This is a genomic window from Pseudomonas sp. 2822-17 (assembly GCF_002742485.1).
GTDB classification, from domain to species: Bacteria; Pseudomonadota; Gammaproteobacteria; order Pseudomonadales; family Pseudomonadaceae; genus Aquipseudomonas; species Aquipseudomonas cyclaminis.
The window spans coordinates 504,577-530,532 of sequence record NZ_LJRZ01000500.1 but is presented as its reverse complement, the minus strand read 5'-3'; the positions used below and the strand labels follow the sequence as shown (position 1 = coordinate 530,532).

Below are 25,956 nucleotides of genomic sequence, written 5' to 3'. Positions count from 1 at the left end.
AAAGTACTACAAGGAGAAAGGAATGAACGCACCTGTCGTGATCATCGGCACAGGATTGGCCGGTTACAACGTAGCCAGGGAGTTTCGCAAACTCGACAGCGAAACCCCCTTGTTGCTGATCACCGCAGATGACGGGCGCTCCTACTCCAAGCCCATGCTCTCCACCGGCTTTGGCAAAAACAAGGAAGCCGATGGCCTGAGCATGGCCGAACCGGGCACCATGGCCGAGCAACTCAAGGCCCAAGTGCGTACCCACACCCGCGTCAGCGGCATCGATCCGGGCCACAAGCGCCTGTGGATCGGCGAGGAAGCTGTGGCTTACCGCGACCTGATCCTGGCGTGGGGTGCAGAAACCGTGCGCGTGCCGGTTGAAGGCGACGCTGCAGAACTGATTTTCCCGATCAACGACCTTGAAGACTACGCGCGCTTTCGCACTGCCGCGGCCGGCAAACGCCGCGTGCTACTGCTGGGCGCCGGCCTGATCGGCTGTGAATTCGCCAACGACCTGATCCTCGGCGGCTATGAAATCGACCTGGTCGCCCCGTGCGAACAAGTGATGCCAACCCTGCTGCATCCGGCGGCCGCTGCCGCTGTACAGGCTGGCCTGGAAGGCCTGGGTGCGCGGTTCCACCTGGGCCCGGTGCTCAACCGCCTGCAGCGCACGGCGGATGGGCTTGAAGCGCATCTGTCGGACGGTGAAGTGATCCCCTGTGACCTGGTGGTCTCGGCCATCGGCCTGCGTCCGCGTGTGGACCTGGCGGCCGCTGCCGGCCTGCAAATCAACCGTGGGATCATGGTGGACCGCCACCTCAAGACCTCCCACGCCAATATCTACGCCCTGGGCGACTGCGCCGAGGTCGACGGCCTGAACCTGCTGTACGTCATGCCCCTGATGACCTGCGCCCGCGCCCTGGCCCAGACGCTGGCAGGCAACGCGACAGCCGTCAGTTACGGCCCGATGCCCGTCACCGTGAAAACCCCGGTCTGCCCGCTGGTGGTTTCGCCGCCCCCACGGGGCACCGAAGGTGTATGGAGCGTCGAGGGCCAGGGCGCCGACATCAAGGCCCTGTGCCGCGACGCCAGCGGTCGTCTGCTGGGTTACGCACTGACGGGCACAGCCGTGATGGAAAAACTGGCCCTCAACAAAGAACTTCCGCCGCTACTGGCGTAAATGCTGGTCGTTCTGTCGGAATAAGCACGTTTTTCACCCCAGAAAGGTCGCCGCGAGGCTGGCGGAGCGTGCGAGGGCATGCCATCCTCACTTCCGTCTGCCGCAGAGTAGAGCCTGCGGCGCTTTGGGCGCCGTTCCGTCAGAGAGCGGCACGGACATAACAACAAAAAACCGTCAAAGAGGCTTCACACATGCGTAAACCAGAACTCGCAGCCGCAATCGCTGAAAAAGCGGATCTCACCAAAGAACAGGCCAACCGCGTCCTCAACGCCGTTCTCGAAGAAATCACCGGCGCCCTGCACCGCAAGGACAGCGTCACCCTGGTTGGCTTCGGCACCTTCCTGCAACGCCATCGCGGCGCCCGCACCGGCAAAAACCCGCAAACTGGCGAGCCAGTGAAAATCAAGGCGAGCAACACCGTTGCGTTCAAACCGGGTAAATCGCTGAAAGATACCGTTAACGCTTAACGCGCAGTACCGTCTCGAAGGGAGGCGGGGCGGTAAGAAGAATGGGCACGCCGACTGGGTTGGGTGCCCATTTTTGTTGGGGCTGATTATGGGCTTGGGCTCAACCGTAGAAATAGTCAAAAAAGCGTTCGTAGTTATCCTCGCCCAACAAGGGGCTGACTTCCTTTTTGAGTAACTTCACGAACGTGCTAGAAAGCTCATCATCGTCGTTGTAGATATCAAAGATGTCGAATTTTCCATGGACGATCTCGACAGTCTTGGCGAATGCCAGCAGGAAATCAGCGAGAGAGTCGGCAATCTTGAACGGTGCTACGGCATCGTAGCTCGCCAGTACGGGTGTGCCTGGCATATCGGTCACCGCGATAACGGGCTTGCCACCGCCTATGTCATCCATGAAAACCAAGTGTTGCGCAGGCCAGTTCCCATTCAACTCAGTCTTGTTGGATTCGCCTGCCCACTTGAAGCCGACTTGACCGTCTTCCAATGCGTCCAAGTTGAAAAAGCAGATGGGGGTCAAGCCCGTTTCGACTTCCACATCGACCGGCTCGCAAAGTTCGTAGAAGGAGTCCATCTCAGCGGACCGAGGCAGGGTTTGCGGCCATTTGGCGTTTGCCTGGCCGTTGTTTTCGAAGCGACCTTCGATGTCAAATTTCTTGTGGACGCGGCGCAGTTCTTTAAATGCGTTATCAAGGGCGCTCATATTCTTCTCCAATGGAAACCTATTTACCGCAGCCGGGTTTTGTAGCCGGTGTCCTGGCTCGGTCGATCAATCGGCCTTTGCCTGCATTACCGTAATTCTTCCTGTGCCCTTGGGGGCTGTTCAAGTGTTCGTCAATGCCACTTGGATGGTTCGCGTTTTGCAAGAATACAATGTTCCGTGGGTCACCTTTCCAGGCCTTGCCCAGTGCACCGTTACCTTCGACACTGTTGATATGGTGGCCGGTGTAACCCGCTTTGGACATCAAAGAGTTCAAGCGGGCATTGCTCTTGGTATTTTCGATCAAGTCTCGCTCATGGGGCGCCCAGTCTCTTGAACCACCACCGCGGCTCACGAGTTCCCGCTCTTCTCCCCAGGCCCGATTAATGGCTGTCCCACGGCCGCCGGCCTTGGGTGTAACGGAATTCTTGGGCTTGTACCGTACCAAATCCTTCGGGTTCAGGCCGTAGGGGTCGATCCACGTCAGTGGATTCGTTGAATACAGGTAAAGATTCAGTCCCCCGGCAAGGCCAATGGGGTCAGGCGTAGTGAAGCGGCCGATGTCCGGATCGTAGTAGCGAAAAATATTGTGATGTAGGCCGGTTTCCCGGTCCAGGTACTGCCCCTGGAATCTCAGGTTCTGTTCTTCGATGTAGTAGGGTTCACGCGTTTCCCGAACGGTGTTTCCCCATACCTGATAGCTGGCTTGCCAAACTGTCTGGCCATCATTTTCCGAAAGCAGCTCGGGCAGCCCGTTCAGGTCATTATGGTAATAGCGCACTTTTTGCTGGGCGCCTGTTCCATCAACCCGAGCCAGGGGTTCGTGGCTTTCGTCACCATAGATATAAAGACTTGTCTGCGCATGTTTGTGCTCTTGCACCAACCGTAACCCGTCCCAAGTGAATCGAGTCTCGCTCAGCAGTTGGCCATTTGCGTCGTGGGTTGTCTTGGATGTTCGTCGGCCCAGCGGGTCATAGGTCATGTGCACGACCGATTGCTGCCCGCCCTGTTCATTTCGTACTTCGATCAGACGATGTTCGGCGTCATAGGCGAAACGCTGGACGCCGCGCTTGGCACTGCGCTTCTCGATCATCCGGCCGAAACCGTCGTAGCGATAGCGTTTGTCCTGGAAAGTCAGGAGCTTGTTGTGCACCACCAGCCCGGCCCCGGGTTGTGGGCCATCGAGCAGGTTGGCAGCGGCGTCGTAGGAATAGGTTTCGTGTCGTGCTGCAAAATTGTCCTGGCTGGCGATGACTCGGTCGGTTGCATCGTAATGCAGCAATTGACGGTGCTGGCCATCGGTCTGTTGCTCAAGCTTGCCCACCAAGTTATCGGCGGTGTCGTACTCGAACTGTTTTTGTACTGCGCCAGGCAGTACAGATGCCCGGGTGATGTGGCCGCGTTCGCGGGAGCGCAGACGGCCACAGCGATCATAATGCTGGCGTGTACTCAGATACCCCTGAGTACGCAGTACTTCACGGTGTAGACGGTCGCGCTCGAAATCGCTGATGACACGTCCGTCTAGGTTTATCTGATGGAGGTGCCCGCTGCCGTAATAGAGGCGATTGAGCCAGCGCCCATCGGGTAAGCGCGTCTGGTTGAGGTTTCCCAGCTCGTCGTAGTGATGCTGTAACGCACCTGCTGCGGTTTTCTCCTCTACAGCTCGACCCAGGGCGTCATAGCTGAAGCAGACGGTTTGTTGCTGGCCTGTCTTATGGGTAAAGGTGACAGCCTTGAGTTGGTCCAGTAAGTCGTAGGTGTACTCAGTACGGCCATCATCGGTGACCTTGCCCACCAGTCGCCCTGCCGCGTCGCGCTCAAAGTCATGCACGACAGTCGGTTCGAGCACGGCCGTGACTACTGCCATCCCGCTACCGTACGGTGCTGCAACCGCTTCCATGCGCGAAATATTGTTCAGTACGTCGTAGTGATAGCGGCGGATACTCCCATCCAAATCCTGCTGTTCGGTCACACGATCATTGGCGTCCCATTCGAAGCGATATCGTTCGCCGTTCTCGTTTGTCAACGTGCGCAGCCGGCCATAGCTGTCATAGGCAAAGTTGACCTCGCGATTGTGCGCGTCGACGCGCTGGCGGACTTGCCCCTTTCGATTTCGCAGGTAGTGTGTAGAGTGCCCGGCGAAGTCGGTATGAGCCGTTAGTTGGCCGATGGTGTCGCGTTGGAAATACTCAATACGCCCATCCGGAAGTTGAGTGCTCAGCACTCGACCCTGGACGTCGTGTACGAATGTCGTACGCTCACCCAGTGCATCAGTGATGACCTGCAAATAACCTCTTTCGTCGTAGCTGAACCGCGTCGGGTAGCCGGAGCAGTCAATATGCTCAATGAGTTGACCGAACGGGTTCCAACGCAGCCGTTTACTTTTCCCCGTTGCATCGATGATCTCTACCGGTTGTCCGCTGCTGTCGTAGCGATACCGTGTGATATGACCCAGCGGGTCGGTCTCGACAATACAGTTGCCCCGCGAGTCGTAGCGTGAGTGCCAGGTGTTGCCCTCGCTATCAGTCACCGAAACCGGCAACGCCCAATGCTCCAACCACACTATTGAATTATTGCGCCCTAATGGATCGCTCTCGCCGATCAGGTTGCCGGGGTCATCGTAGCTGTACGCATAGCGGCCACCCTGCGGGTTAGTGGCACTGAGCAGTTGGCGCTCGTCGTTCCACTCAAAAAGCCAGGTCTGACCGAGATTGTCGTTGTACTCAATGATTTGGTGCTGTGCGTTCCAATACCGGGAACTGACGCGCTGTAAGCCGTCGCTGATGCGCGTGAGACCGGCTTGCAAGTCGTAGTCGAACTGATAGGCGTCGCCGTCGTCGGTCCAATGTCGAACCACACGCCATTCCATGTCTTCAACCAACGCCCACTCATAAAAGCAGCGCAATCCGGTGGGCAGTTGGTGCTCCACCATCCGGCGACCGTTGTCGTAAACAAAGCGACGCTGTATCTGGCCGGTCGCGTCGCGTACTTCGGCTAGGCTTGCGGCTGCGTCGTAGGCATAGCTGACGAGCACTTCACGACGCTGGTCGGGGTACACACGCTCGATTCGCGCCAATAGACCTTGATCGCGGATCAGCTCCACCTGCACAAGGTCGAACGTGTCGCGCAGCCGCACCAGGCGTCCGGTTTCGTCGTAGTCGATATGGATTCGGTTGTCATTGCGGTCGCCGAGCTGGCTCAGGCGCAACTGCGACGGGCTGGCAGTGGGTTCGAACAAGCGGTACAGACCATCATCACTTTCGATCAGCAACTGCCCATTGAGGTGTCGCCGCACGGCGAGCCCTTCACCGGCGCTGAATACTGCGCCGCCCAACGGGATCGAACCCATGTCAATCGGGCGTCCCTGCTCGTCGGTGTACACCAACGTCTCGCCGCCTTCGGGATGCGCACGGATCTCTACGCACACTTCATAGGGCACGCTCCAGCCAGCACCAAACAGGCTGCCCGAGCGTTCGTCGCGGCTGTTGTAGAAGCGTTGCCAGTCAATCGGCAGGATGCCGGGCAGCACAAAATCCAGTTCCTCGACATCGCCCAGTACCTTCGCGCCCGTCGCCGCATGCACCGGATTCGATGAGCCCATCGCCGCGTTGGCCATTGCGCCCATCGCACTGCTGACAGCCATCGAAGTCGCGCCGCCGATCAACATGCACGGCAGCTTGCTGAAGAACTTGCCCTTGCCGCCCTTGAGCATCAGCAACGCCGTCACCGCCAGCCCGACGCCCGGTGTCTTGCCGCTGCGAACCTCACGCACCACCACCGAGCCGCCGCCAATGGTCACGTTGGAGGAGATCAGCCCCGACGACACCACCGTTGCATCGCAGGTGCTGCGATCACCGCTGCGCACCGCCGGCTGGCCGTTGATCGTGACCTTGTCCGAACCCTCGGCCAGAAACTGCGGTGGCATCGGCGGGGGCTTCATGCACACGACCACGTCCAGCGGCTTGGGCACGGCGCCGGGAGCCGGTGTCGCAACGGTCGGACGCCACATCTGCGAGAAGAAACTCTCGGCCATGTCCAGATAGCTGGCTTCGGCTTCAGGCGCGGGCTCTTCCAGCTCGGTACCGGCTGGCGCGACGTGGGAACTGATCGCCCCGGCGGCACGGGCTGCGGGGATGCTGTTGGTCAGTGTGTCGGTGGAACCGGTGAGAATGTTGGCCTGCACCGTGGGCGGAAACAGCGCGTTGCTGAAGCTGTCGCATAAATTCGTCAGGCCTTTGTCCGCGCCCGTCTTGCTCATGGCCAGGCCGACAATCGTGCCCACAACTGCGCCCAACAGGAAGCAGCCGAGCCCGCCGGTGGCGACGGTAATGCCGGTGGCCGCGACCACGGCAGCGGTCGCCACGGCGGTGATCGCGATATTAGCCGCCACCTCCAGCACACCGCCGAGGATATCGGCCATCATGGAAGTGTGGGTCAGCGCATCGCCCATGCGGGCAGCCCAGAGTGCGTCAGGCACGCGTTTTGTCCAGCGTCACGGCATTCACTTGAGATTTTCCAATGCCAGTTGGTCTCTTGGTCTGGTTACGACATGCTCATCAAAGCAGTTCTGACGCGCCATTCACCACAGCTTGTCTTTCAAGCCCTCGCTTGCCAGGCAGCAGCGTGGTAGTGAAAATGGCACGCCGACTGAGTTGGGACGCCCACCTTAATATGGGTTTCAATGGTCCAGTGCTGCATGGATTTTCACTAGTTGCTCTTTGTATTTCTTACTGTTGGGTATGCGTATGCCTTTCAGATAAGCATCCAGTTGTTCAGGTGCGTTCTCAAGGAAGAACAGCTCAAGCAAATAGATGATCAGGAAATTTTTATAGAAAGGGAGGGTTTTGACTATTTTATCCTCGTCCTGATTTCCCTCTTGCTCGTGAGCGGTCGACATAAGTGTCGATAGCTTTGCTCTTACGAACGGTACAAGCCCGACTTTACGGTGCTCTAAAAGCTGTTCAAGCGCGTCGATATCTACTTTGGCGATATTGATTTTATTGGCGTCGTGTTGGAAAAGTATGTCCGAGGGCTGACTCTCGTTAATGTCGAGATTCAACTGCTCCTGAACCGCCAGCAACATGGCCTGATAGTGATCGCTCTCTATGAACGCCTTAACGTCGTCAATATTTACCATTTGTCGATACCCGTGATTATTTTGGAAAGATCATATCCGGTATGTCTATAAGGATCCGCGGCCTCATGGTCCCACGGGGTCAGTGCATCGAGGTTTTTTGAATCATGGACGCCCGTACCGCCTGTACGCTGAGGTATATCACGGTGGTGCAGCTCCATCGAAACCACTCTCTCCTCAACCGCGCCCGTCTTGCGGTTGACGACTTCCACTTTCATTTGCGGAGCCAAGCCGTCTTTCATACGCGCCAGGTTATTTTTTGAGTAGCGCGATGCGTTATTGGTCGCCTCCTCCTTCCAGAATTTTTTCCGCGAAGTGCTCCAGCAGGACCAGCCCCATGGGTCGATCCAGCCAAAGGGGTTCGGCGCATAGGTATATAGATTCAACCCCCCGCTCAGGCCAATCGGGTCAGGGGTGGCGAACCTTCCGATATCCGGGTCGTAAAAACGAAAGGTGTTGTAGTGCAGTCCGGTCTCCCGGTCCAGATACTGCCCCTGGAATCTCAGGTTTTGCTCTTCTATGTAGTAAGGTTCACGTACCTCTTTCAAGGTATTTCCCCACACTCGGTAATGGGCCTGCCAAACGCTGGAGCCATCCGCCTCAGTCAACAGCTCCGGCATGCCATTAAGGTCGCTGTGGTAGTACCGGACCTTTTGCAGCGGGCCTGTTCCATCCACCCGCGCCAGCGCTTCATAGCCACTATCACCATAGATATAGAGACTGGTTTGCTGATGACGGTGCTCTTGCAGCAGTTGCGCCGCGTCCCATATGAAGCACGTGTTGCCCAATAAGTGTCCTTTATGGTCCCGCTCGGCTTTCTCTATGCGCCGGCCGAGTGGGTCGTAGGTCATCGTGACGGTATGGCCGCGTTCGTTAAGCACTTCTATCAATCGATTTTCCGCGTCGTAGCGAAAGCGTTGTACGCCATGGCGACCGCTGCGCTTTTCGATCATCCGACCCCAGCCGTCGTAGCGGTAACGTTTATCCTGATAGGTGATCACTTGGTTATGAACGACGAACCCGGTGCCGGCATCTGGTCCATCCAGCAAGTTTGCCGCAGCGTCGTACGCGAAAGTCTCCTGCTGGCCATCCGTACTGTCCTGACTGGCAATAATGCGTCCGGTGGAATCGTAATGGAACAACTGACGGTGTTGGCCGGAGAGATGTTGATCCAACTTGCCGACAAGGTTATCTGCCGGGTCGTATTCGAAATGTTTCTGTATCGCGCCGGGTCGCCTGTAGAGTGGGCCTGTCTGTTGCCGTGAGCGCGAGCGCAAGCGACCGTTGCGGTCGTATTCGCTGCACGTACTGATCTGGCCTTGGGTGCGTAACACTTCACGGTGCAGACGGTCACGTTCGAAATCAGTTATCACCTGGCCGTCCAGATTGATCTGATGCAGGTGGCCACTGCCGTAGCGCAAACGACTGAGCCAGCGACCATCGGGCAATTGGGTCTGGATCAGATTACCCAGTTCGTCATAGTGATGTTCAAGCGTGCCTGAGTGGCTAGCTTCTTTCAGCAGTTGCCCAAGGCCATTATAGGCAAACGTCAACTCCTGGCGTCGCCCGTGCCTGTCGGTGAATGTAGCCGCCACCAATTGGTCTGTAGGTGCGTAGGTATAGTCAGTGATGCCATCCACGGTCTCTTTTTGGGTGAGCCGTCCCACTGCATCCCGTGAAAGCTGATAAACGAGGGGGGCCGTGGGGGTTGATGGCATAAGGTCGAGCCTGTTCCCGTAAGGTGCGGGTACGAGGCTGACTGTCACTATGTTGTTCAGCGAGTCATATTCATATCGTTTGCTACTGCCATCGAGGTTGTACTGCTCTGCCAATCGGTCCCCATCGTCCCAGGCGAACCGGTAGCTCTCGCCATTCTCGTTGGCCAGCGTTTGCAATCGTCCGTAGGCGTCATACCCAAACTGAACCTGCCGGCCATGTGCATCGATGCGCAGGCGTACTTGGCCTCGGCGATTATGTTGATAGAGCGTGGTATGTCCCGCAGTATCAATGTAATTTACCAGTTGCCCGCTGGCGTCACGTTGAAGGTGCTCTGTTCGTCCGTCCGGAAACTGAGTCATGAGCAACCGACCACGCGGGTCATGGCCGAATTGAGTTCGCTCACCCGAGGCATCGGCGATGACTGCCAGATAGCCCCGACTGTCATAGCTCAAGCGCGTCGGGTAGCCGGAGCAGTCAATATGCTCGATCAGCTGTCCCAGAGAGCTCCAACGCAGCTTTTTGCTCTTGCCCATCGCGTCGACGATCTCCACGACCTGGCCGTGTACGTCGTAACGGTAGTGGGTGCTATGCCCCAGTGGGTCGGTTGCACAAATACAGTTTCCGCGTGCGTCATATCGGTAGTGCCAGCTGTTTCCAGCGGGATCCGTCTGTATCAGCGGCAAAGCCCAATGCGCCAGCCACAGGGTTGAGTCAATACGCCCCAGGGGGTCTTGCTCACTGATCAGGTTTCCGGTTTCGTCATAGTTGAACGAGTACCGCCCGCCTTGAGGATCGGTCGCACTCAGCATCTGACGTTCGTCATTCCACTCGAACCGCCACGTTTGGCCAAGGTTGTCCGTGGACGAAATGATCTGGTGCTGCAGATTCCACAGACGCATGCTCACGCGCTGCAAATTGTCGGTGATACGTGTCACCCCTGCGCTCAAGTCGTAATCGAATCGGTACTCATCGCCCTCATCGGTCCAGTGCCGAACGACACGCCATTCGCGCCCTTCAACCAAGCCCCAATCGTAAAAACACCGCAACCCAGTGGGCAGTTGATGCTCGGTCATCCGCAGGCCAGCGTCGTAGGCGAAGCGCCGTTGGACATGACCGGTCGCATCAGTAACGGTGGCTAAGCTGCCGTTCAGGTCATAGCTATAACTGGCGAGCGTTTCCCGGCGTTGATCGGAGTGAATACGCTCGACCCGGATTACCCGATCAAGCTCGCGGACCAGCTCAATCTGCACCAGTGTGAAGGTATCTCGCAGGCCGACCAGGCGCCCTTGTGGGTCATACTCGAGGAAAATACGGTTGTCATTTCGGTCGCCCAACTGGCTCAGGCGTAGCACTGATCGGGCTGTCGGGGTTGGATCAAACAAGCGATAGAGACCGTCATCTCGCTCGATCAACAATTGACCGTTACGATGACGCCGAACACTCAAACCCTCGCCTGGACTGAACATCGCGCTGCCCAGCGCCACCGAACCCAGGTTGATACGCCGACCCTGTTCGTCGGTGTAGATAAGTTCTTCGCCGCCATCCGGATGCGCCAGGATTTCTACGCTTACCTCATACGAAACGCTCCAGCCCGCGCCAAACATGCCGTCGCGGCGCTCATCCCGACTGTTGTAGAAGCGCTGCCAATCGATCGGCAAGATACCTGGCAATACGAAGTCCAGTTCGGTATCGCCTCCCAACACTTTCGCCCCTGTCGCCGCATGCACCGGGTTGGGTGAACCCATCGTCGCATTGGCGGCAGCGCCCATGGCCTGGCTGACCGCATAGGATGAGACGCCGCTGAGCAACATGCAGGGCAAGTCGCTTAGCGCCTTGCCTTTCGCTCCTTTGAGCATCATCAGCGCTTCAATCGCCAGCCCAACGCCTGGCGTCTTGCCGCTACGAATCTCTTGCACCACCACCGTTCCGCCACCAATCGTGACGTTCGGCGAGATCAAACCCGACGACACCACCGTCGCGTCGCACATGCTGCGGTCGCCGCTGCGCACGGCGGGTTGGCCGTTGATGGTGACCTTGTCCGAACCTTCGGCGAGAAGCTGGGGCGGCATCGGCGGGGGACGGGCGCACAGCACCATGTCGGTAAGCGCAGGCACAACGCCTGGAGCTGGCGTTGCGACGGTTGGTCGCCAGAGTTGGGAGAAGAAGCCCTCGGCCATATCCAGAAAGCCTGGTTCTGCTTGTGGCATAGAGTCGGGCTCAGGTGGCGCTTGTTCGAGTTCAGTGCCCGCAGGCGCAACATGAGAAGGAATTGAACCTGCCGCTCGGGCCGCCGGAATGCTGTTGACGAAAGTATTGGTTGAACCCACCGCAATCGTCGCTTCCACCACGGGCGGAAACAGTGCGTTGCTGAAATCCTCGCACATCTTACTGAGGCCCTTATCGGCCCCCGTCTTGCTCATTGCCATGCCGACGACGATGCCCACCACCGCGCCGAGGATGCAGCCGCCAATACCGGCGGTTGCGACCGTCACACCTATTGCCGCCGCCACCGCAGCGGTTGCGAGTGCCGTAATCGCCACGTTGGCCGCCACCTCCAATACACCGCCGAGGATATCGGCCATCATGGAAGTGTGGGTCAGCGCATCGCCTAGCCGGGCAGCCCATAACGCGTCAGACATGCAATTGGCTCATCAAGAAATAGCGTCAAACGACAGCGAGTTTTTTATCAGCGCCCAATGCGCCGCCTCGGTATCTCCAAGCTTGTCCGCCTTCACGTAACTCAACGCGAGCATTTTGCGCGTGCCCGGTATCACCAACGCCAGCTGATACTGGAACACCTTGTCATTGCCCTTGTTGAATTGGCTGCGCAGTTCGATGCCTTCGACTTCCTGCGCGGCACCCAGGCGCACGTCGACGCCCGGTTGGTAACGCAAGTCCTGCACCTGTTTTTCCAGGCGCTGGAGCTGGTCGTTGAAGTTGCTGTGCAGGGTTTCGCCATCGGCCAGCAAGCTGCGGCTGATGATCAAGGAGGTGCCCAGTTCGGGGAACTTGAGGATGTTGATCGTCGCGTCCTGAAGCTCGCCGGCCGGCAGTTGAAGCTGGAATTCGTTGATTCGGTACGTCATGGCAAACAGATCTCGTCAGGAGCCTTTAGGCGCTGGAAAAGCGGCTTTGATATTGGCGTCGATGCTGGCTTTCACGCCCTGGCCATCGGGTGTCGCTCCCGCGCCGCCGCCATTGTTCAGGTGCAGCACGCCGCCGGTGTTGAACTCGGCATCGCCGCTGGCGTAGAAGCTGATCTGCACGCCAGTGAGGTTGATCTGCCCGCTGGCGTTGAGCTCCAGGATGCTTTCGCCGCAGACCAGACGCAGGTTTTCACCCACTTCGATCACGTAGCTCTGGCTGATGCTGTCGGTCTTGCGCTGGCCCACCGAGAGGATGTCTTCCTGCTTGACGACGCGCAGGCGGTTGTTGCCGATGGTCACCGTCTCGTTGTGCCCAATGCTTTTATTACGGTCATGCCCCACCGAATGGCTCTCATCCACCTCCACCACGATGTCCTGATTACGCTCGGCATGGATATACAACTGCTCCAACCCCTTCTTGTCCTCCATGCGGATTTCATTGAAGTTGGCCGGTGTGCCGCCCTTGCTGGAGCGGCTTTTCATGCCGCTTTGGGTGGCGTTTTCCGGCAAGTCGTAGGGCACCGTCTGCTCAGCGTTGTAGACGCGGCCGGTGATGATCGGCCGGTCGGGGTCGCCTTCGAGGAAGCTGACAATCACTTCCTGGCCGATCCGTGGGATCTGCATCGAGCCCCAGTTCTTGCCGGCCCAGGATTGCGACACGCGAATCCAGCACGAGCTGTTTTCGTTGGATTGGTCGTGACGGTCCCAGTAGAAGTGCACCTTCACGCGGCCGTACTGGTCGGTCCAGATTTCCTCGCCTTTGGGGCCCACCACCAACGCGGTCTGCGGGCCTTTGACGATGGGGCGATAGGTGCTCGCCAGGGGGCGGAAGCTTTGTTGGGCGTCGATGCAGGTCAGGCTGCTTTCGAACTGCGCCGAGCCTGAGCCGCCGCCGCTTTCCAGGCTTTCCTGGACGATGAGATAGCGACAGCCGACGATCAGGTATTCGCGGTTCTGGTCCTGGCGACTGAAGCCGGTGAGGCTGAACAGGTGGCCCGAACCGAGGCCGCGGGCATTGCCGTTGAACTCGATCTGCTCATGCAGGGTTTGCAGGGCTTCGATGCGGGTGCGCGCGTAGTGTTCGCCGTCGGCGCTTTGCACATAGGTGCCGGGGTAGTCGTACAGCGGGTAATCGCCGGCAGTGTGCGGGCGCGGCATGGCCGAGCGCACGTCGATGCTGGCGCTGGGGCGCTGGAAGTCGTAGTCGTTGAGTTCCAGGGAGCCTGGCTGCACTTCCTGCGCCAGGTGCCAATTGTGCATGTGGTCGCGTTCGCGCTGCTGCTCATCCTTGGGGTAATACGGGATCGACGCATAGCCCGGCACGGTGGTGTGGGCGCCATAGGCGTCGGCCAGCACCAGCACGTGGCGGTCCTGTTCATGGCGGAAGAAGTAGTAGATGCCTTCCTGTTCCATCAGGCGGCTGACGAAATCGAAGCTGGTCTCGCGGTACTGCACGCAGTATTCCCACTCGCGGTACGGCCGGCTCAGGGCGTCTTCGAAGTCGGAAAAGCCCAGGTCGCGGAACACCTGCTTGATGATCTGCGGGATGCTCTGGTTCTGGAAAATCCGGCAGTCCGAGGTGCGGCTCAGCAGCCAGAACCACGGGCGCAGCGTCACTTGGTAACTGGCGAACTGGCCCCGGTCGATGTTCTGGCTGCAGCGCGCAACGATGCCGTTGAAGTGCCGCTCGCCGCCGTCCGCCAGTTGCACACTGACGCTCATCGACTTGCCCAGCAACTGGTTGAGATCGATGTTGGCGTCCAGGGACGTCAGTTGCAGCTCATAGTTGAACAGCCGCCCCAGTTCTTCACCGCCGCCCATTTCATTGAGCAACAGCACATCCGGCCCGAGGGGGCTGGTGATCTTGGCCAGGCGTGAGGCTTGGTTAAAAAGCATCGAAGTACCCTAATAGCTGAAGGAACCCAATCCAAATGTGGGAGGGGGCAAGCCCCCTCCCACATTTTTTTCCGCGTTCCGTCAGGTCAATCGTTGAACTGGTAGTGCAGCTCGTTATCCCGGCTGCTGATCCGCACCCCCGCCAACGCCTTGCCTTCGAGCATGCGCGTGAGGAATTCACGGCTCATGTCCGGCAACAGGCTGTTGGTGAGGATGGTGTCGATCATGCGCCCGCCGCTTTCGGTTTCGGTGCAGCGCGAGACGATCAGGTCGACCACCGCGTCGTCGTAGTCGAAGGCGACTTTGTGGGTGCTCTCCACACGCTTCTTGATGCGCCCCAATTGCAGGCGGGTAATCGCCTTGAGCATCGTGTCACTCAGCGGGTAGTACGGAATCGTCACCAGGCGACCCAGCAGCGCCGGCGGGAAAATCTCCAGCAGCGGCTGGCGCAGGGCCTTGGCGATTTCTTCGGGCTCGGGGATGTTCGCCGGGTCTTTGCAGACCTGGGAAATCAGCTCCGTGCCGGCGTTGGTGGTCAGCAGGATCAGGGTGTTCTTGAAGTCGATCACCCGGCCTTCGCCGTCCTCCATCACGCCCTTGTCGAACACCTGGAAGAAGATCTCATGCACGTCCGGGTGGGCTTTTTCCACCTCGTCCAGCAGCACCACGCTGTAGGGCTTGCGCCGCACCGCTTCGGTCAGCACGCCGCCTTCGCCGTAGCCGATATAGCCCGGTGGCGCGCCCTTGAGGGTCGATACCGTGTGGGCTTCCTGGAATTCGCTCATGTTGATGGTGATCACGTTCTGCTCACCGCCGTACATGGCTTCGGCCAGGGCCAGGGCGGTTTCGGTCTTGCCCACGCCGGAGGTGCCGGCGAGCATGAACACGCCAATCGGCTTGCTCGGGTTGTCGAGGCCGGCGCGGGAGGTCTGGATGCGCTTGGCGATCATCTGCAAGGCATGGTCCTGGCCGATGATGCGTTTCTTCAGGTGCTGGTCGAGGTTGAGCACGGTTTCCAGTTCGTTGCGCGCCATGCGGCCCACCGGAATACCGGTCCAGTCAGCGACCACCGAGGCCACGGCCTGGTAATCCACGGTCGGCAGGATCAGCGGGGTTTCGCCTTGCAGCGCGGTGAGGCGCTGTTGCAAGTCGATTAATTGCGCACGCAATTCATCGTTGCCGCTGTCCACCACCCCGGCTTTTTCACGCAGGGTTGCGCGGGTGGCGAGCAACTCGTCCACCAGGGTTTTCTCTTCGGCCCAACGGCTTTCCAGTGTCGCCAAGCGTTCACGTTCGCTCGTCAGCAAGGCTTCGCTGTTGCTCTGGCGTGCACCAATGTCGATGCCGATGGCATGCTCGCGGGCGATGATTTGCAGCTCGGTTTCCAGGGCTTCGATGCGGCGGCGGCTGTCGTCTACTTCGGCCGGTACGGCGTGCAGGCTGATGGCGACGCGGGCGCAGGCGGTGTCCAGCAGGCTCACGGATTTGTCCGGCAACTGGCGCGCCGGGATGTAGCGGTGCGACAGCTTCACCGACGCTTCCAGCGCTTCGTCGAGGATCTGCACCTGGTGGTGTTTTTCCATGGTCGAGGCCACGCCGCGCATCATCAGCAGGGCTTTGTCTTCCGACGGCTCGGCGACTTGCACCACCTGGAAACGGCGGGTCAGGGCCGGGTCTTTCTCGATGTGCTTCTTGTACTCGGCCCAGGTAGTGGCGGCCACGGTACGCAAGGTGCCACGGGCGAGGGCGGGCTTGAGCAGGTTGGCCGCATCGCCCGTTCCGGCGGCGCCACCGGCACCCACCAGCGTATGGGCTTCGTCGATGAACAGGATGATCGGCTTGGGTGACGCCTGAACGTCTTCGATGACCTGGCGCAGGCGCTGTTCGAACTCGCCTTTCATGCTGGCGCCGGCTTGCAGCAGGCCCACGTCGAGGCTGCGCAGTTCCACGTCTTTCAGTGCCGGCGGCACATCACCGGCGACGATGCGCAGGGCAAAACCTTCGACTACGGCGGTCTTGCCTACCCCGGCTTCACCGGTAAGGATTGGGTTGTTCTGGCGTCGGCGCATGAGGATGTCGACCAACTGGCGAATTTCTTCATCGCGGCCAACAATCGGGTCTAGCTTGCCGCTGCGCGCCTGTTCGGTGAGGTCCACGGTGAAACGCTTGAGCGCTTCCTGCTTGCCCATCGCGCTCGGCGCCATCGCGCCACTGGCTTCGCCTGGCACCCCGGCGTTGAAGCCGTCGCTGGCGCTCAGGGCATTTTCCGGGGAGTCGCCGACGTACTCGTCAAAGCGTTCGCTCAGGGCCTCGGCCTTGATCTTGTCGAACTCCGACGACAAGCCCAGCAACCCATGGCGCAAGCTTGGCGTCTTGAGGATGCCCAGCACCAGGTAACCGGTGCGCACCTGGCTTTCGCCGAACATCAGGCTGCCGTAGACCCAGCCGCGTTCCACGGCTTCTTCCACATGGGAGGACAGGTCGGTGATCGACGTCGAGCCACGCGGCAGGCGGTCCAGGGCTTCGGTCAGGTCACGGGCCAGGCGCGCCGGCTCCACGTTGAACTGGCGGATGATGCGGTGCAGGTCCGAGTCCTGCAGTTGCAGCAACTGGTGAAACCAGTGGGCCAGTTCCACATACGGGTTACCGCGCAATTTGCAGAACACCGTGGCGGCTTCGATGGCCTTGTAGGCCACGCTGTTGAGTTTGCCGAACAACGCGGCGCGACTGATTTCACCCATGCTCTGGATTCCTTGAGGTGGTGGCGTGATCGGCGTAATGCCGGGCCAGGATTAGGTCGTTGGCGTCAACCGCAGGGCGGCCGAGCCAGGTGTTGAAGCCCAGGCGGAACTGACCGTTGAGTTGCAGCGCCGGTACTTCGGGTTGTTGCAAAACCAGGTTCAGATCCCAGTCCAATTCATGGCCCAGGTACTCGGCGACCCACGCCACCAGCTCGTTGAACGGCTGTTGGCCGGGCAGCATGCCCATGTAGTCATCCAGCGTGAGCGGGCCGAGGCGAATACGAAATTTATGCTGGCGGTCCCACACATGGCTGCCCAGGCAGAAGTCCACGCCCAACCGGTTGGCGCTGACACTCACGCGGCTGCGCTCGGGCAGTTCCAGCCATTGGCCGACGTATTCTTCAATCGCCACGGGCAGGCCGAAATACTCGCTGAGGATCGCCTTCAAGCCGTCCGGATAACGGGTCTGTGCGGATAAATGGCCGCTGTAATGCAGCTTCGCGGTGTCGGGAATCAGCCCTTGGTTGAGCAGGCTTGGCATGCCCCGGCCACTCAGGGCGGCGAGGCGTGCAGACCAGTAGTCATCGTCCGGGCGGTCATGGCTGACCGTCGGCCGGGCCTCGGCCCAGGCGCGGTAAAACAGGCTGAGCAGACGGTGATGGAACACGTCCAGGAACTGCTTGCTGGTGCTGTCGGCGTTGTTGCGCTGGCGCTCACGCACATACTCGGTGATGTGCAGCGGCAGCGGGCCGTTGGGGCCGCCGAGGCCGAAAAAGAACTGCTCCAGCCGCGCCGGCTTGCCGTCGCCACCGGGATCGACCGAGGCCAGCGTGGCCGGGGCGAAGGTGCAATCGGCCTGTTGCCCAAGACGCAGCGGGTCATCGGCCAGGCGCAGGGAATGGCCCAGGCGCGGCAGCTCGGGCGATTCGCACTCGATACGCCGCAATGCCTGGAAGAAATCGTATTCCCAGGGCTCCTGATGCATCGCATCCAGGGTACTCACAGGGTCGGACGCCGCCCGGGCTTGGCTTTCCATCGCATGATCTCGCCGCGTTCGGTGGTACGGATCACCGTCTCGGTAAAGCTGTTGATCGACACGTAGCGTGCCAGGAAGCGTTCCAGCACCGCACCGAGCAGGAACACGCCGGTGCCGCGAAACGCGTTTTCATCGAATTCCAATGTGATCTCAAGGCCACGGCCAAACACAATCGGGCCGGGCATCGGCAGGCGGCGGGTCACGGCTTTGCTGCTGACGTCGCGCAGGCCTTCGATCTGCAATTGCAGCGCCGCATCGTTGCTGTCGCCGTACAGGCGCAGCAGTTCGCGCAAGGCGCCGGCGCCCTGGCCTTGCTCGCTCAAAGACAGGTAGTTGAGTGACAACTGGCTGATCAGGCGCCAGGCCTTGGCGTCATGGGCATGGCTGGCACGCGGGCGACTCGGGCCCGCCACGCAGCGCACGGCCAGCACCGGGGCGCTGTCGGCCAGGGTGAAGTCGGTCTTGCCATTGCCCACGCTCATGAACAGCGGCAAATCGCGGTTGGTGCACAGCGCCGTCACGCCCAACTGGCGCAAGTCGTGGCCGTAGGGTGCCTGGCGGCTGTCCACCAGGCTGACGAAGGTTTCGCTGCCCACGTAGGTGGAGCGCGGGCCGTTGCGACGTTGGTCGCTGGACAGCACGCGGGGCTCGCGACGCACCGTGTAGTAGGCCTGGTCACGGCCGTAACGGGACGGGTCACGCACCGCGTAGAACGGCAAAAACGGCTGCTCCGGCCCGGTGCCGTGGCCGGTGATGCCGCTGAGCGAGTGAATCTCGAAATCCATCGGCCGCGTGCGGTCGGCGATCACATGGTGTTCGTTGACGCGGTCGGACAAGTGGATACGGTCCACGCGCTTGGGGAACAGGTTGATCGCCGGCGTGCAGAACGGCAGGAACTGCGCCGCGCCGACGCTGCCTTCCAGGCTCGGTTCGTGGCGGTCGAACAGCACGATCAGCTCCAGTTCCTGGCCATCGCAGCGTTTGACCGCACGGCTCAGCTCGGCGAATTCGACGAACAGGAAGCGATGGGGCAGGGCGAAGTACTCCTGCAACAACCGATAGCCCTGGAACGCCCGCGCTACCACTGGCATGGCCGCGTCGGCATCGTCAAAACCCCGGGAGCGCAGTGCGTCCTGGGGCAAGCGCTCAACCCAATCGCCGCCGGGCTTGCGCGCGAACACCGCACAGGCGTTGCCCAGCAGTTGCTCGTAGAGGCGGAACGGTTGCTCGTCGGCGCCGCTGAGGTAGAGCGGCAGGTTGTCCAGGTCGAGACTGTTGAACGGCAATTCGGCGCCGGTGCGCAGGGTCAGGCGCAAACCGGCCTTGGCCTTGGGTTCGCTGGCGGCCAGGCGGCCGAGCACGGCGGCGGGGTTGCCGAAGTATTCGGCGTTGCTGACCTGCAACGGCCACAACGTCACCGGGTGGGCGGTGCGGTACTCGCAGCAGGTCTGGGTTTCGCGGCCCAGGGCTGCGCGCAACACGGTGTCGCGGGGCAGGGGGAAACCACTGGCCAGTGAGCCTTCGTCGGGATCGGTCTGCAACTGCACCACGGTCATCGACGGGGTTGGCGCCAGGTAATGCGGGTAGGCGATTTCCAGCAGGTTGTGGGTGAAGGTCGGGTACTCGGCGTCGAGCTTGAGCTGTACGCGGGCCGTGAGGTAGGCAAAGCCTTCGAGCAGACGTTCCACGTACGGGTCGGCGCAGTCCATACCGGACAACGTCAGCCGACTGGCGATCTTCGGGTATTCCTTGGCGAACTCGGCGGCGCTTTCGCGCACGTGGTGCAGTTCCTGGTTGTACAGCTCCAGCAGGCGCGGGTTCATGGGCGTCTCCGCTGGTCGGCATTGACCACGCGCACGTGGCCGGATTCCAGGTCGAGGTCGGTTTGCAGCAACAGGCGCAACGGCACCGGCTGCGCCCACAGGTCGCCTTCGATCTCGAAACTCAGGGCGTTGTGGTTCATTTCGCCATGGCCGACACGGGCTTTGACCCGCAGGGTGTGGCGCAGAATGCGTGGCTCAAAGGTGGCGATGGCCTGGTAGATCAGGGCTTCCAGGGCCTTGATATCGACACTGGAAACGCTGTTGCCGGCGAGCGCCGGCAGCCCGTAATTGACCACCGAAGTGCCGGCCGGGGTGTGCAGCGTGGCATCGGCATCGAGCAACGACGTGGTGTTGAGCAGCCACGCCAGGTCGCGCAAGACCGAAGCTTTCAATTGGGTCAGGGACAGCACGCGTTTGTCGGCGCTTTCCTTCGGGTTGGTTGGATCGTCGTCGGTCAGCCGGTCCAGCAAGGACGGCTGCAAACGGTCGCGGGAAGCGATTTCAGTTACCACCAAAGCAGCTCCACGGACGGGTTGCGAGAGAAACAAAATGTCTTGGGCCATGGCGCGAAGCCATGGCCACAAGGGCTATCAGCGCTTGGTGTTGGAACGGATGTTCCAGCCAAACTTGATCGCGCCGCCGTCTTTGGTGCCGTCGGCTTTCTGCGGCTGGTAGTCGACCATCACTTGGGCGAAGTTCAGGGTGACGTTCTCGGTCAGGCGGTCATCGGAACCCGAACCACCGGTGCTCAGGGAAGTGACCAGCACTTCTTCCAGGTTGATCACCATGTACTCGACCTGGCTTTCACCACCGGCCTTGCGCACGGTCAGCTTGACCTTGTCGATGTGCTTGCCGCTGGCGCAGTGCATCATCAGGTTCGGCGACGCTTTGTCGACGTACTTGGTCAGCGACAGGTCCTGGATATTCACCTTGCCCGCGCCGCCACCGCCGCCCACGTGCATGTTGCCGGACTGGGCCATGCCCCAGCTCCAGTTCAGTACGTCGATTTCGTCCTTGTGGGCCTTGTCCATGGACTCGCCCTTGATGTCGCCGATCTTGATGAAAATATCAACAGCCATGTTTTCTCCCTGTGTGGCGCTTGCCACTGAATTTGAGTTACTCCAAATGGGCAGTGCTTTTGTGTGGGAGGGCGCTTGCCCCCGATGCAGGCACCTCGGTGTGTCAGTCACACCCCAGTGATGCTATCGGGGGCAAGCCCCCTCCCACACAAGAGCCAGCTCATCCGTGGGTTAGGCGCTCTTGGCCGAAGGCAGCTTCGATACCAGGCGCAGCGACACGGTCAGCCCTTCAAGCTGATAGTGCGGGCGCAGGTAGAACTTGGAGTTGTAGTAACCCGGGTTGCCTTCGACGTCTTCCACGATCACTTCGGCGGCAGCCAATGGGTGCTGGGCCTTGGTGGTTTCGGTGGAGTGCGCCGGGTCGCCGTCGACGTAGTTGAGGATCCAGTCCTGCAACCAGCGCTGCATCTCGTCCTTCTCTTTGAAGGAACCGATCTTGTCGCGCACGATGCACTTCAAGTAGTGCGCGAAACGGCAGGTGGCGAACAGGTACGGCAGGCGCGCAGCCAGGTTGGCGTTGGCGGTGGCGTCCGGGTCGTCGTATTCGGCCGGTTTCTGCAACGACTGGGCGCCGATGAACGCGGCGAAGTCGGTGTTTTTCTTGTGCAGCAGTGGCATGAAACCGTTCTTCGCCAGCTCCGCTTCACGGCGGTCGCTGATGGCGATTTCGGTCGGGCACTTCATGTCCACGCCACCGTCATCGGTAGGGAACGTGTGGGCCGGCAGGTTTTCCACTTCACCACCGGACTCCACGCCACGGATGCGCGAGCACCAGCCGTAGTGCTTGAACGAACGGTTGATGTTCACCGCCATCGCGTACGCGGCGTTGGCCCAGGTGTACTTGGAGCTGTCGGCACCGTCGGTGTTTTCTTCGAAGGCGAAAGCTTCCACCGGGTCGGTCTTGGCGCCATACGGCAGGCGCGCCAGGAAGCGCGGCATGGTCAGGCCGATGTAGCGCGAGTCTTCCGACTCACGCAGCGAGCGCCAGCCGGCGTATTCCGGGGTGGTGAAGATCTTGGTCAGGTCGCGCGGGTTCGACAGTTCCTGCCACGAGCCCATGCCCATCACGGTCGGCGAGGCCGCAGCGATGAACGGGGAGTGCATGGCGGCGCAGACTTTCGACAGCTCGCCCAGCAGCTCGACATCCGGAGGCGACTGGTCGAAGTAGTAGTCGCCTACCAGGCAACCGTACGGTTCGCCGCCGAACTGGCCGTATTCTTCTTCGTACATCTTCTTGAAGATCGGGCTCTGGTCCCACGCGGTGCCCTTGAATTTCTTCAGGGTCTTGTGCAGGTCCGGCTTGGAGATGTTGAGCACGCGGATCTTGAGTTGCTCATCGCTCTCGGTGTTGTTGACCAGGTAGTGCAGGCCACGCCAGGCACTTTCCAGCTGCTGGAAATCCTGGTGATGGATGATCTGGTTGACCTGGGCGGTGAGCTTGGCGTCGATGGCGGCGATGATTGATTCGATCGACTTGATCGCGTCGTTGGACACCAGGTCAGTCTGGGCCAGTGCCTGTTCAGCCAAGGTGCGCACGGCGGTTTCCACGGCTTCGCGGGCACGCTCGGTCTTGGGCTTGAATTCTTGCATCAACAGCGAGGCGAACTCGCTGGTTTCTTCGGTGGCGCCGAGGTTGAGCGCGCCTTCGCGGGCGGTATTGTCAGTCATGATTATTGGTCCCCTGCAGGCTTGGGCGCGCTGGCAAGTGCTTGAAGCAGTGCCGGGTCCTTGATTGCCTTCATGATGATTTCTTCAGCGCCGGTCTTGCCGTCCATGTAGGTCAGCAGGTTGGCCAACTGGGTGCGGGCTTCGAGCAGTTGCTTGAGCGAGTCGACCTTGCGGGCCACGGCGGCCGGGCTGAAGTCGTCCATGCTTTCGAACGTGATATCCAGGCTCAGGTTGCCTTCGCCGGTCAGCTCGTTCGGTACGTGGAACGCTACGCGCGGCTGCATGGCCTTGAGGCGCGAGTCGAAGTTGTCGACGTCCACTTCAAGGAACTTGCGATCAGCCACTGGCGCCAGAGGCTCGGCAGGTTTGCCGGCGAGGTCGGCCATCACACCCATTACGAAGGGCAGCTGGACCTTTTTCTCGGCGCCGTAGAGCTCGACGTCGTACTCGATCTGCACCCGAGGCGCGCGGTTGCGCGCGATGAATTTCTGAGAACTTTGCTTCGCCACGTTGCTGCTCCTGGTCGCTTGAGCGACGGTGTTGTTACTGCGCAGTCGGCCGGCTTACTCGCCGTCCGGGCCACGCAGGTTTTCAAATTGGGACATGCCATCGGGAATCAGATTGCGCACGATCGCCGCAAAGTCGGCATGCACCAGGTTCTTCGCCCGGTTCAACAGCACCGGCAGCGGGCTCGAAGGCTCGTGACGGGTGTAGTACGCAAGGATCTTGTCGAGGCTGCGCAGCACCTCATCGCGGCTGGCGATGTCGCCGGCCGGGCGGGGTGCGGCAGGGGCAGCGGCGTACTCGACCGAGGGGGCATTGTCGTCACTGACGGCCTCGGGTTCGCTGCTGCCTTGGGTGTCTGGAACCGCTTGGTTGAGCACTTGCAGCGCTTGCTTGAGCGGTTGCTTCAAGAGGGTCAGGTCCACGCCCTGGGCGGAACCGACCTGGTCGCTGACCTGCTGCTCGATGGCTTCGCAGGCTGCACGGGCGGCACTCAAGGCGTCGCGGGTGGCTTGCAGGTGTTCGGGGTCGCTGTCGAGGAACGCGGCGTGCAGTTGCTGGGCGCCGAGTTGTTCATCGGGGAAACTCATCAGGCCGCTGGCGTTCAGTGCAGCGCGCAGGCTCACGGGGCCGAAGGTGCGCGAGCGCGTGAGGATGCTTTCGCGCAGCAGGCGAATGGTCGCGTCGCTGGTCAGGCCGGACAGGGCGTTGATGCGCACAGTCGGGTCGTTATCGTCGTCGGCATCCAGGCGCGGGTGCAGATCGGTCCAGTATTCGCGCAGCAGGGCGTTGATCAGCGTCAGGACGTCGGCCAGCCCGGCCACACCCTGGAGGGCGAGGGAGCTTTGCAGGAGGAAATGGGTGATGCGCAGGTCTTTGCTGCGCTGCAGCAAGTCGAGGCTCTGCTGCTGGATGCTGCGCCATTCCGGCGGTTCAGCGGGCAGGATGGAGTCACCCATGCTGCGCTCAGGCTGGCCCTTGGCATCACGCTCCAGTTGGAGAAATTGCGCGTCATACTCCATGTCTTCGCCACAGGGCGAAGTCGCGGAAACGGCGGTGAGCAGCAACGGCACATCCACTGAAATTGATCTCCCTATCAGCCCGTTAGATGTCGGGCAATTCATGCATTAGTTGCGCAAGGAACTTTGCATGGTTTCTTGGTCATATAAGCACGATGCTATTAATGTGCCATCATTGGTGTTCAAGAAGTTGTGCATTTTTGGTGTAGTACTTATGCCTTGTCAAGGTAAGCTATTCGCCCTCTGTGACAGATGTGCGGTGCTTAACAACCTGCGCGACCGGTGGGTCGAACGGCGCACCGGGACAGGATTTTTGTCATAGAGCCCAGTTAAGATCAGCGATCATGCTGGCATCAGCAGGTTGTAGACGGTCGGATGCACGACCTGATGGGGCTCTCTCGGGAAACGCTGTCCCGGGAATCGCCCGCGCGCGAAGTATCAGCAAGGAGGCAAGATGTCGCTGTGTTTGACTATCACTAGTTATCACAAGATCACCCCAGGGCAGTGCGCCGAAAAGTCCATGAATCAGGGCTCGATGGCGATCGGCCGCAGTTCGGATAATGACTGGGTACTGCCTGATCCTGAGCGGCTGGTGTCTTCGCAACACTGCGTTATTCAATACAAGGACGGCCGTTATTATTTAACCGATAACAGCACCAACGGTGTGGAGTTGGTTAACGCCGGTGTGCGCATGCGCCGGGGCAATAGCGAGCTGCTGCAAAATGGCGAGCTGATCCGCATCGGCGACTACGAGATTCAGGCGCGTATCGATTTCAATGTGCAGGCCGTCGATAACCAGCCGTTTGCCGGTGAGTCGCCGAACAGCTTTGAAGCGCTGATGGGCGCCGTGGTCAGTGCGCCGGTAGCCACGCCCGTGATCGCGCCGCAGTTCCAGGGCGCCTCGGCGATGGACACCCTGCCGGACCTGTTCGACTTCCTCAGCCCCACCGCCGTACCGCCGCCGACCGTGCCGGACCACGTGCCCTCCGAGCAACATGACTTCCGCCCGCCGACGCCAGTGGCTGCGCCTGTCGTTGCAGCGCCCGTGGCGTCGGGCTCGGTGATTCCTGAAGACTGGGACTTGTTCGGTGACGCGCCCGCGCCAGCGCCAGCGCCGGTGGCCAGCACGCCGCCGCCCAGCACGCCGCCGCCTCTGGCACCGACTCCACCGCCCACTGCGCCGGTCATCGCGCCGCCACCTGTGGTCGAGCCCGTGCTCCCCGTGGCCGACAGCCAGCAACCCGACCTCTTGCAAGCCTTCCTGCGTGGCGCCGGCCTTGACCAGTTGCGTCTGGACAACGCCCAGGCCGAAGCCCAGATGGAAAGCATCGGTCGCAGCTACCGGCTGATGGTGGAGGGCCTGATCGACGTGTTGCGCGCCCGCGCCAGCCTCAAGGGCGAGTTCCGCATGCAGCAGACGATGATCCAGCCTGCTGAAAACAATCCGTTGAAATTTGCCCCGAATGCCGAGGAAGCGTTACTGCTTTTGCTTCGCCATGGCAACCAAGCGTTTATGGCGCCGGACCTTGCCGTGCGGGACAGTTTCGACGACTTGCGGGCCCACCAGCTGGCCGTGATGGCCGGGGTGGAAGCCGCGATCAAGCACTTGCTCACGCGCTTCGAACCAACCCAGCTGGAGGAACGCATGGGCAAGCCCGGCGGGCTGTCGAGCCTTTTCAATGGCTCGCGCCAGGCCCAGTACTGGCAGCAGTTCACCGAGCTTTACGGCAATATTTCCCGCGAGGCCCAGGAAGACTTCCAGGACCTGTTCGGCCGCGAATTCAGCCGAGCCTACGAAGAACACAGCGCGCGACAGCGTCGCTAACGCCACGCCGCAACAACGGATCAACGGATAG

Annotated in this window: 17 protein-coding genes; 3 read left to right on the top strand and 14 right to left on the bottom strand. The window is 60.5% G+C overall.

Annotated elements, in window-relative coordinates; translation table 11 throughout:
* Positions 1–22: 22 nt before the first annotated feature.
* Positions 23–1,171 (top strand): NAD(P)/FAD-dependent oxidoreductase, encoded by a 1,149-nt coding sequence (locus AOA60_RS20915; protein WP_099586048.1) that lies wholly within the window; start codon positions 23–25, stop codon positions 1,169–1,171.
* A gap of 191 nt (positions 1,172–1,362) precedes the next feature.
* On the top strand, positions 1,363–1,638 hold the full coding sequence (locus AOA60_RS20910; RefSeq protein WP_003176958.1) for an HU family DNA-binding protein: 276 nt from the start codon (positions 1,363–1,365) through the stop codon (positions 1,636–1,638).
* 100 nt (positions 1,639–1,738) lie between these two features.
* Here AOA60_RS20910 and AOA60_RS20905 read toward each other — a convergent pair whose 3' ends face one another.
* The 14 genes from AOA60_RS20905 to tssA form a co-directional block, all read right to left on the bottom strand.
* The gene (locus tag AOA60_RS20905) at positions 1,739–2,338 is read right to left on the bottom strand and encodes a hypothetical protein (RefSeq protein WP_099586047.1); all 600 of its coding nucleotides are present in this window, start codon (positions 2,336–2,338) and stop codon (positions 1,739–1,741) included.
* 19 nt (positions 2,339–2,357) lie between these two features.
* Positions 2,358–6,812 carry an RHS repeat-associated core domain-containing protein gene (locus tag AOA60_RS20900; RefSeq protein ID WP_256592857.1) on the bottom strand — a complete coding sequence of 1,485 codons (4,455 nt, stop codon included), beginning with the start codon at positions 6,810–6,812 and terminating at the stop codon, positions 2,358–2,360.
* 201 nt (positions 6,813–7,013) lie between these two features.
* Positions 7,014–7,472, bottom strand: a complete 459-nt coding sequence (locus AOA60_RS20895) for a hypothetical protein (protein ID WP_099586046.1) — start codon at positions 7,470–7,472, stop codon at positions 7,014–7,016.
* Positions 7,466–11,827 (bottom strand): RHS repeat-associated core domain-containing protein, encoded by a 4,362-nt coding sequence (locus tag AOA60_RS20890; protein ID WP_099586045.1) that lies wholly within the window; start codon positions 11,825–11,827, stop codon positions 7,466–7,468. The genes AOA60_RS20895 and AOA60_RS20890 overlap by 7 nt, the downstream gene beginning before the upstream one ends.
* A gap of 12 nt (positions 11,828–11,839) precedes the next feature.
* Positions 11,840–12,274, bottom strand: coding sequence for a DcrB-related protein (locus AOA60_RS20885; protein ID WP_099586044.1), 435 nt, complete (start codon positions 12,272–12,274; stop codon positions 11,840–11,842).
* Between the two features lie 15 nt (positions 12,275–12,289).
* The gene (locus AOA60_RS20880; RefSeq protein ID WP_099586043.1) at positions 12,290–14,230 is read right to left on the bottom strand and encodes a type VI secretion system Vgr family protein; all 1,941 of its coding nucleotides are present in this window, start codon (positions 14,228–14,230) and stop codon (positions 12,290–12,292) included.
* An 86-nt stretch (positions 14,231–14,316) separates the two neighbouring features.
* Entirely contained in the window at positions 14,317–16,971 is a 2,655-nt protein-coding gene (gene tssH, locus AOA60_RS20875; protein ID WP_099586042.1) for a type VI secretion system ATPase TssH, read from the bottom strand.
* The gene (gene tssG, locus AOA60_RS20870; protein WP_099586041.1) at positions 16,964–18,007 is read right to left on the bottom strand and encodes a type VI secretion system baseplate subunit TssG; all 1,044 of its coding nucleotides are present in this window, start codon (positions 18,005–18,007) and stop codon (positions 16,964–16,966) included. The genes tssH and tssG overlap by 8 nt, the downstream gene beginning before the upstream one ends.
* The gene (gene tssF / locus AOA60_RS20865; RefSeq protein WP_099586040.1) at positions 17,971–19,830 is read right to left on the bottom strand and encodes a type VI secretion system baseplate subunit TssF; all 1,860 of its coding nucleotides are present in this window, start codon (positions 19,828–19,830) and stop codon (positions 17,971–17,973) included. Before tssF ends, tssG begins: the two co-directional genes overlap by 37 nt.
* Positions 19,827–20,342 carry a type VI secretion system baseplate subunit TssE gene (gene tssE / locus AOA60_RS20860; protein WP_005792513.1) on the bottom strand — a complete coding sequence of 172 codons (516 nt, stop codon included), beginning with the start codon at positions 20,340–20,342 and terminating at the stop codon, positions 19,827–19,829. Before tssE ends, tssF begins: the two co-directional genes overlap by 4 nt.
* Positions 20,343–20,420: 78 nt before the next feature.
* Positions 20,421–20,909 carry a type VI secretion system tube protein Hcp gene (locus AOA60_RS20855; protein ID WP_017735732.1) on the bottom strand — a complete coding sequence of 163 codons (489 nt, stop codon included), beginning with the start codon at positions 20,907–20,909 and terminating at the stop codon, positions 20,421–20,423.
* A 171-nt stretch (positions 20,910–21,080) separates the two neighbouring features.
* A complete protein-coding gene (tssC, locus tag AOA60_RS20850; RefSeq protein ID WP_099586039.1) occupies positions 21,081–22,577 on the bottom strand; it encodes a type VI secretion system contractile sheath large subunit in 1,497 nt (498 codons plus the stop codon).
* A 2-nt stretch (positions 22,578–22,579) separates the two neighbouring features.
* A complete protein-coding gene (gene tssB / locus AOA60_RS20845; protein ID WP_017135823.1) occupies positions 22,580–23,086 on the bottom strand; it encodes a type VI secretion system contractile sheath small subunit in 507 nt (168 codons plus the stop codon).
* Between the two features lie 54 nt (positions 23,087–23,140).
* On the bottom strand, positions 23,141–24,160 hold the full coding sequence (gene tssA / locus AOA60_RS20840) for a type VI secretion system protein TssA (RefSeq protein WP_099586038.1): 1,020 nt from the start codon (positions 24,158–24,160) through the stop codon (positions 23,141–23,143).
* 394 nt (positions 24,161–24,554) lie between these two features.
* On the opposite strand from tssA, the gene tagH reads away from it, so the two are divergent.
* Complete coding sequence (gene tagH / locus AOA60_RS20835) at positions 24,555–25,925, top strand: type VI secretion system-associated FHA domain protein TagH (RefSeq protein WP_099586037.1); 1,371 nt, start codon at positions 24,555–24,557, stop codon at positions 25,923–25,925.
* The last annotated feature ends 31 nt before the right edge of the window (positions 25,926–25,956 follow it).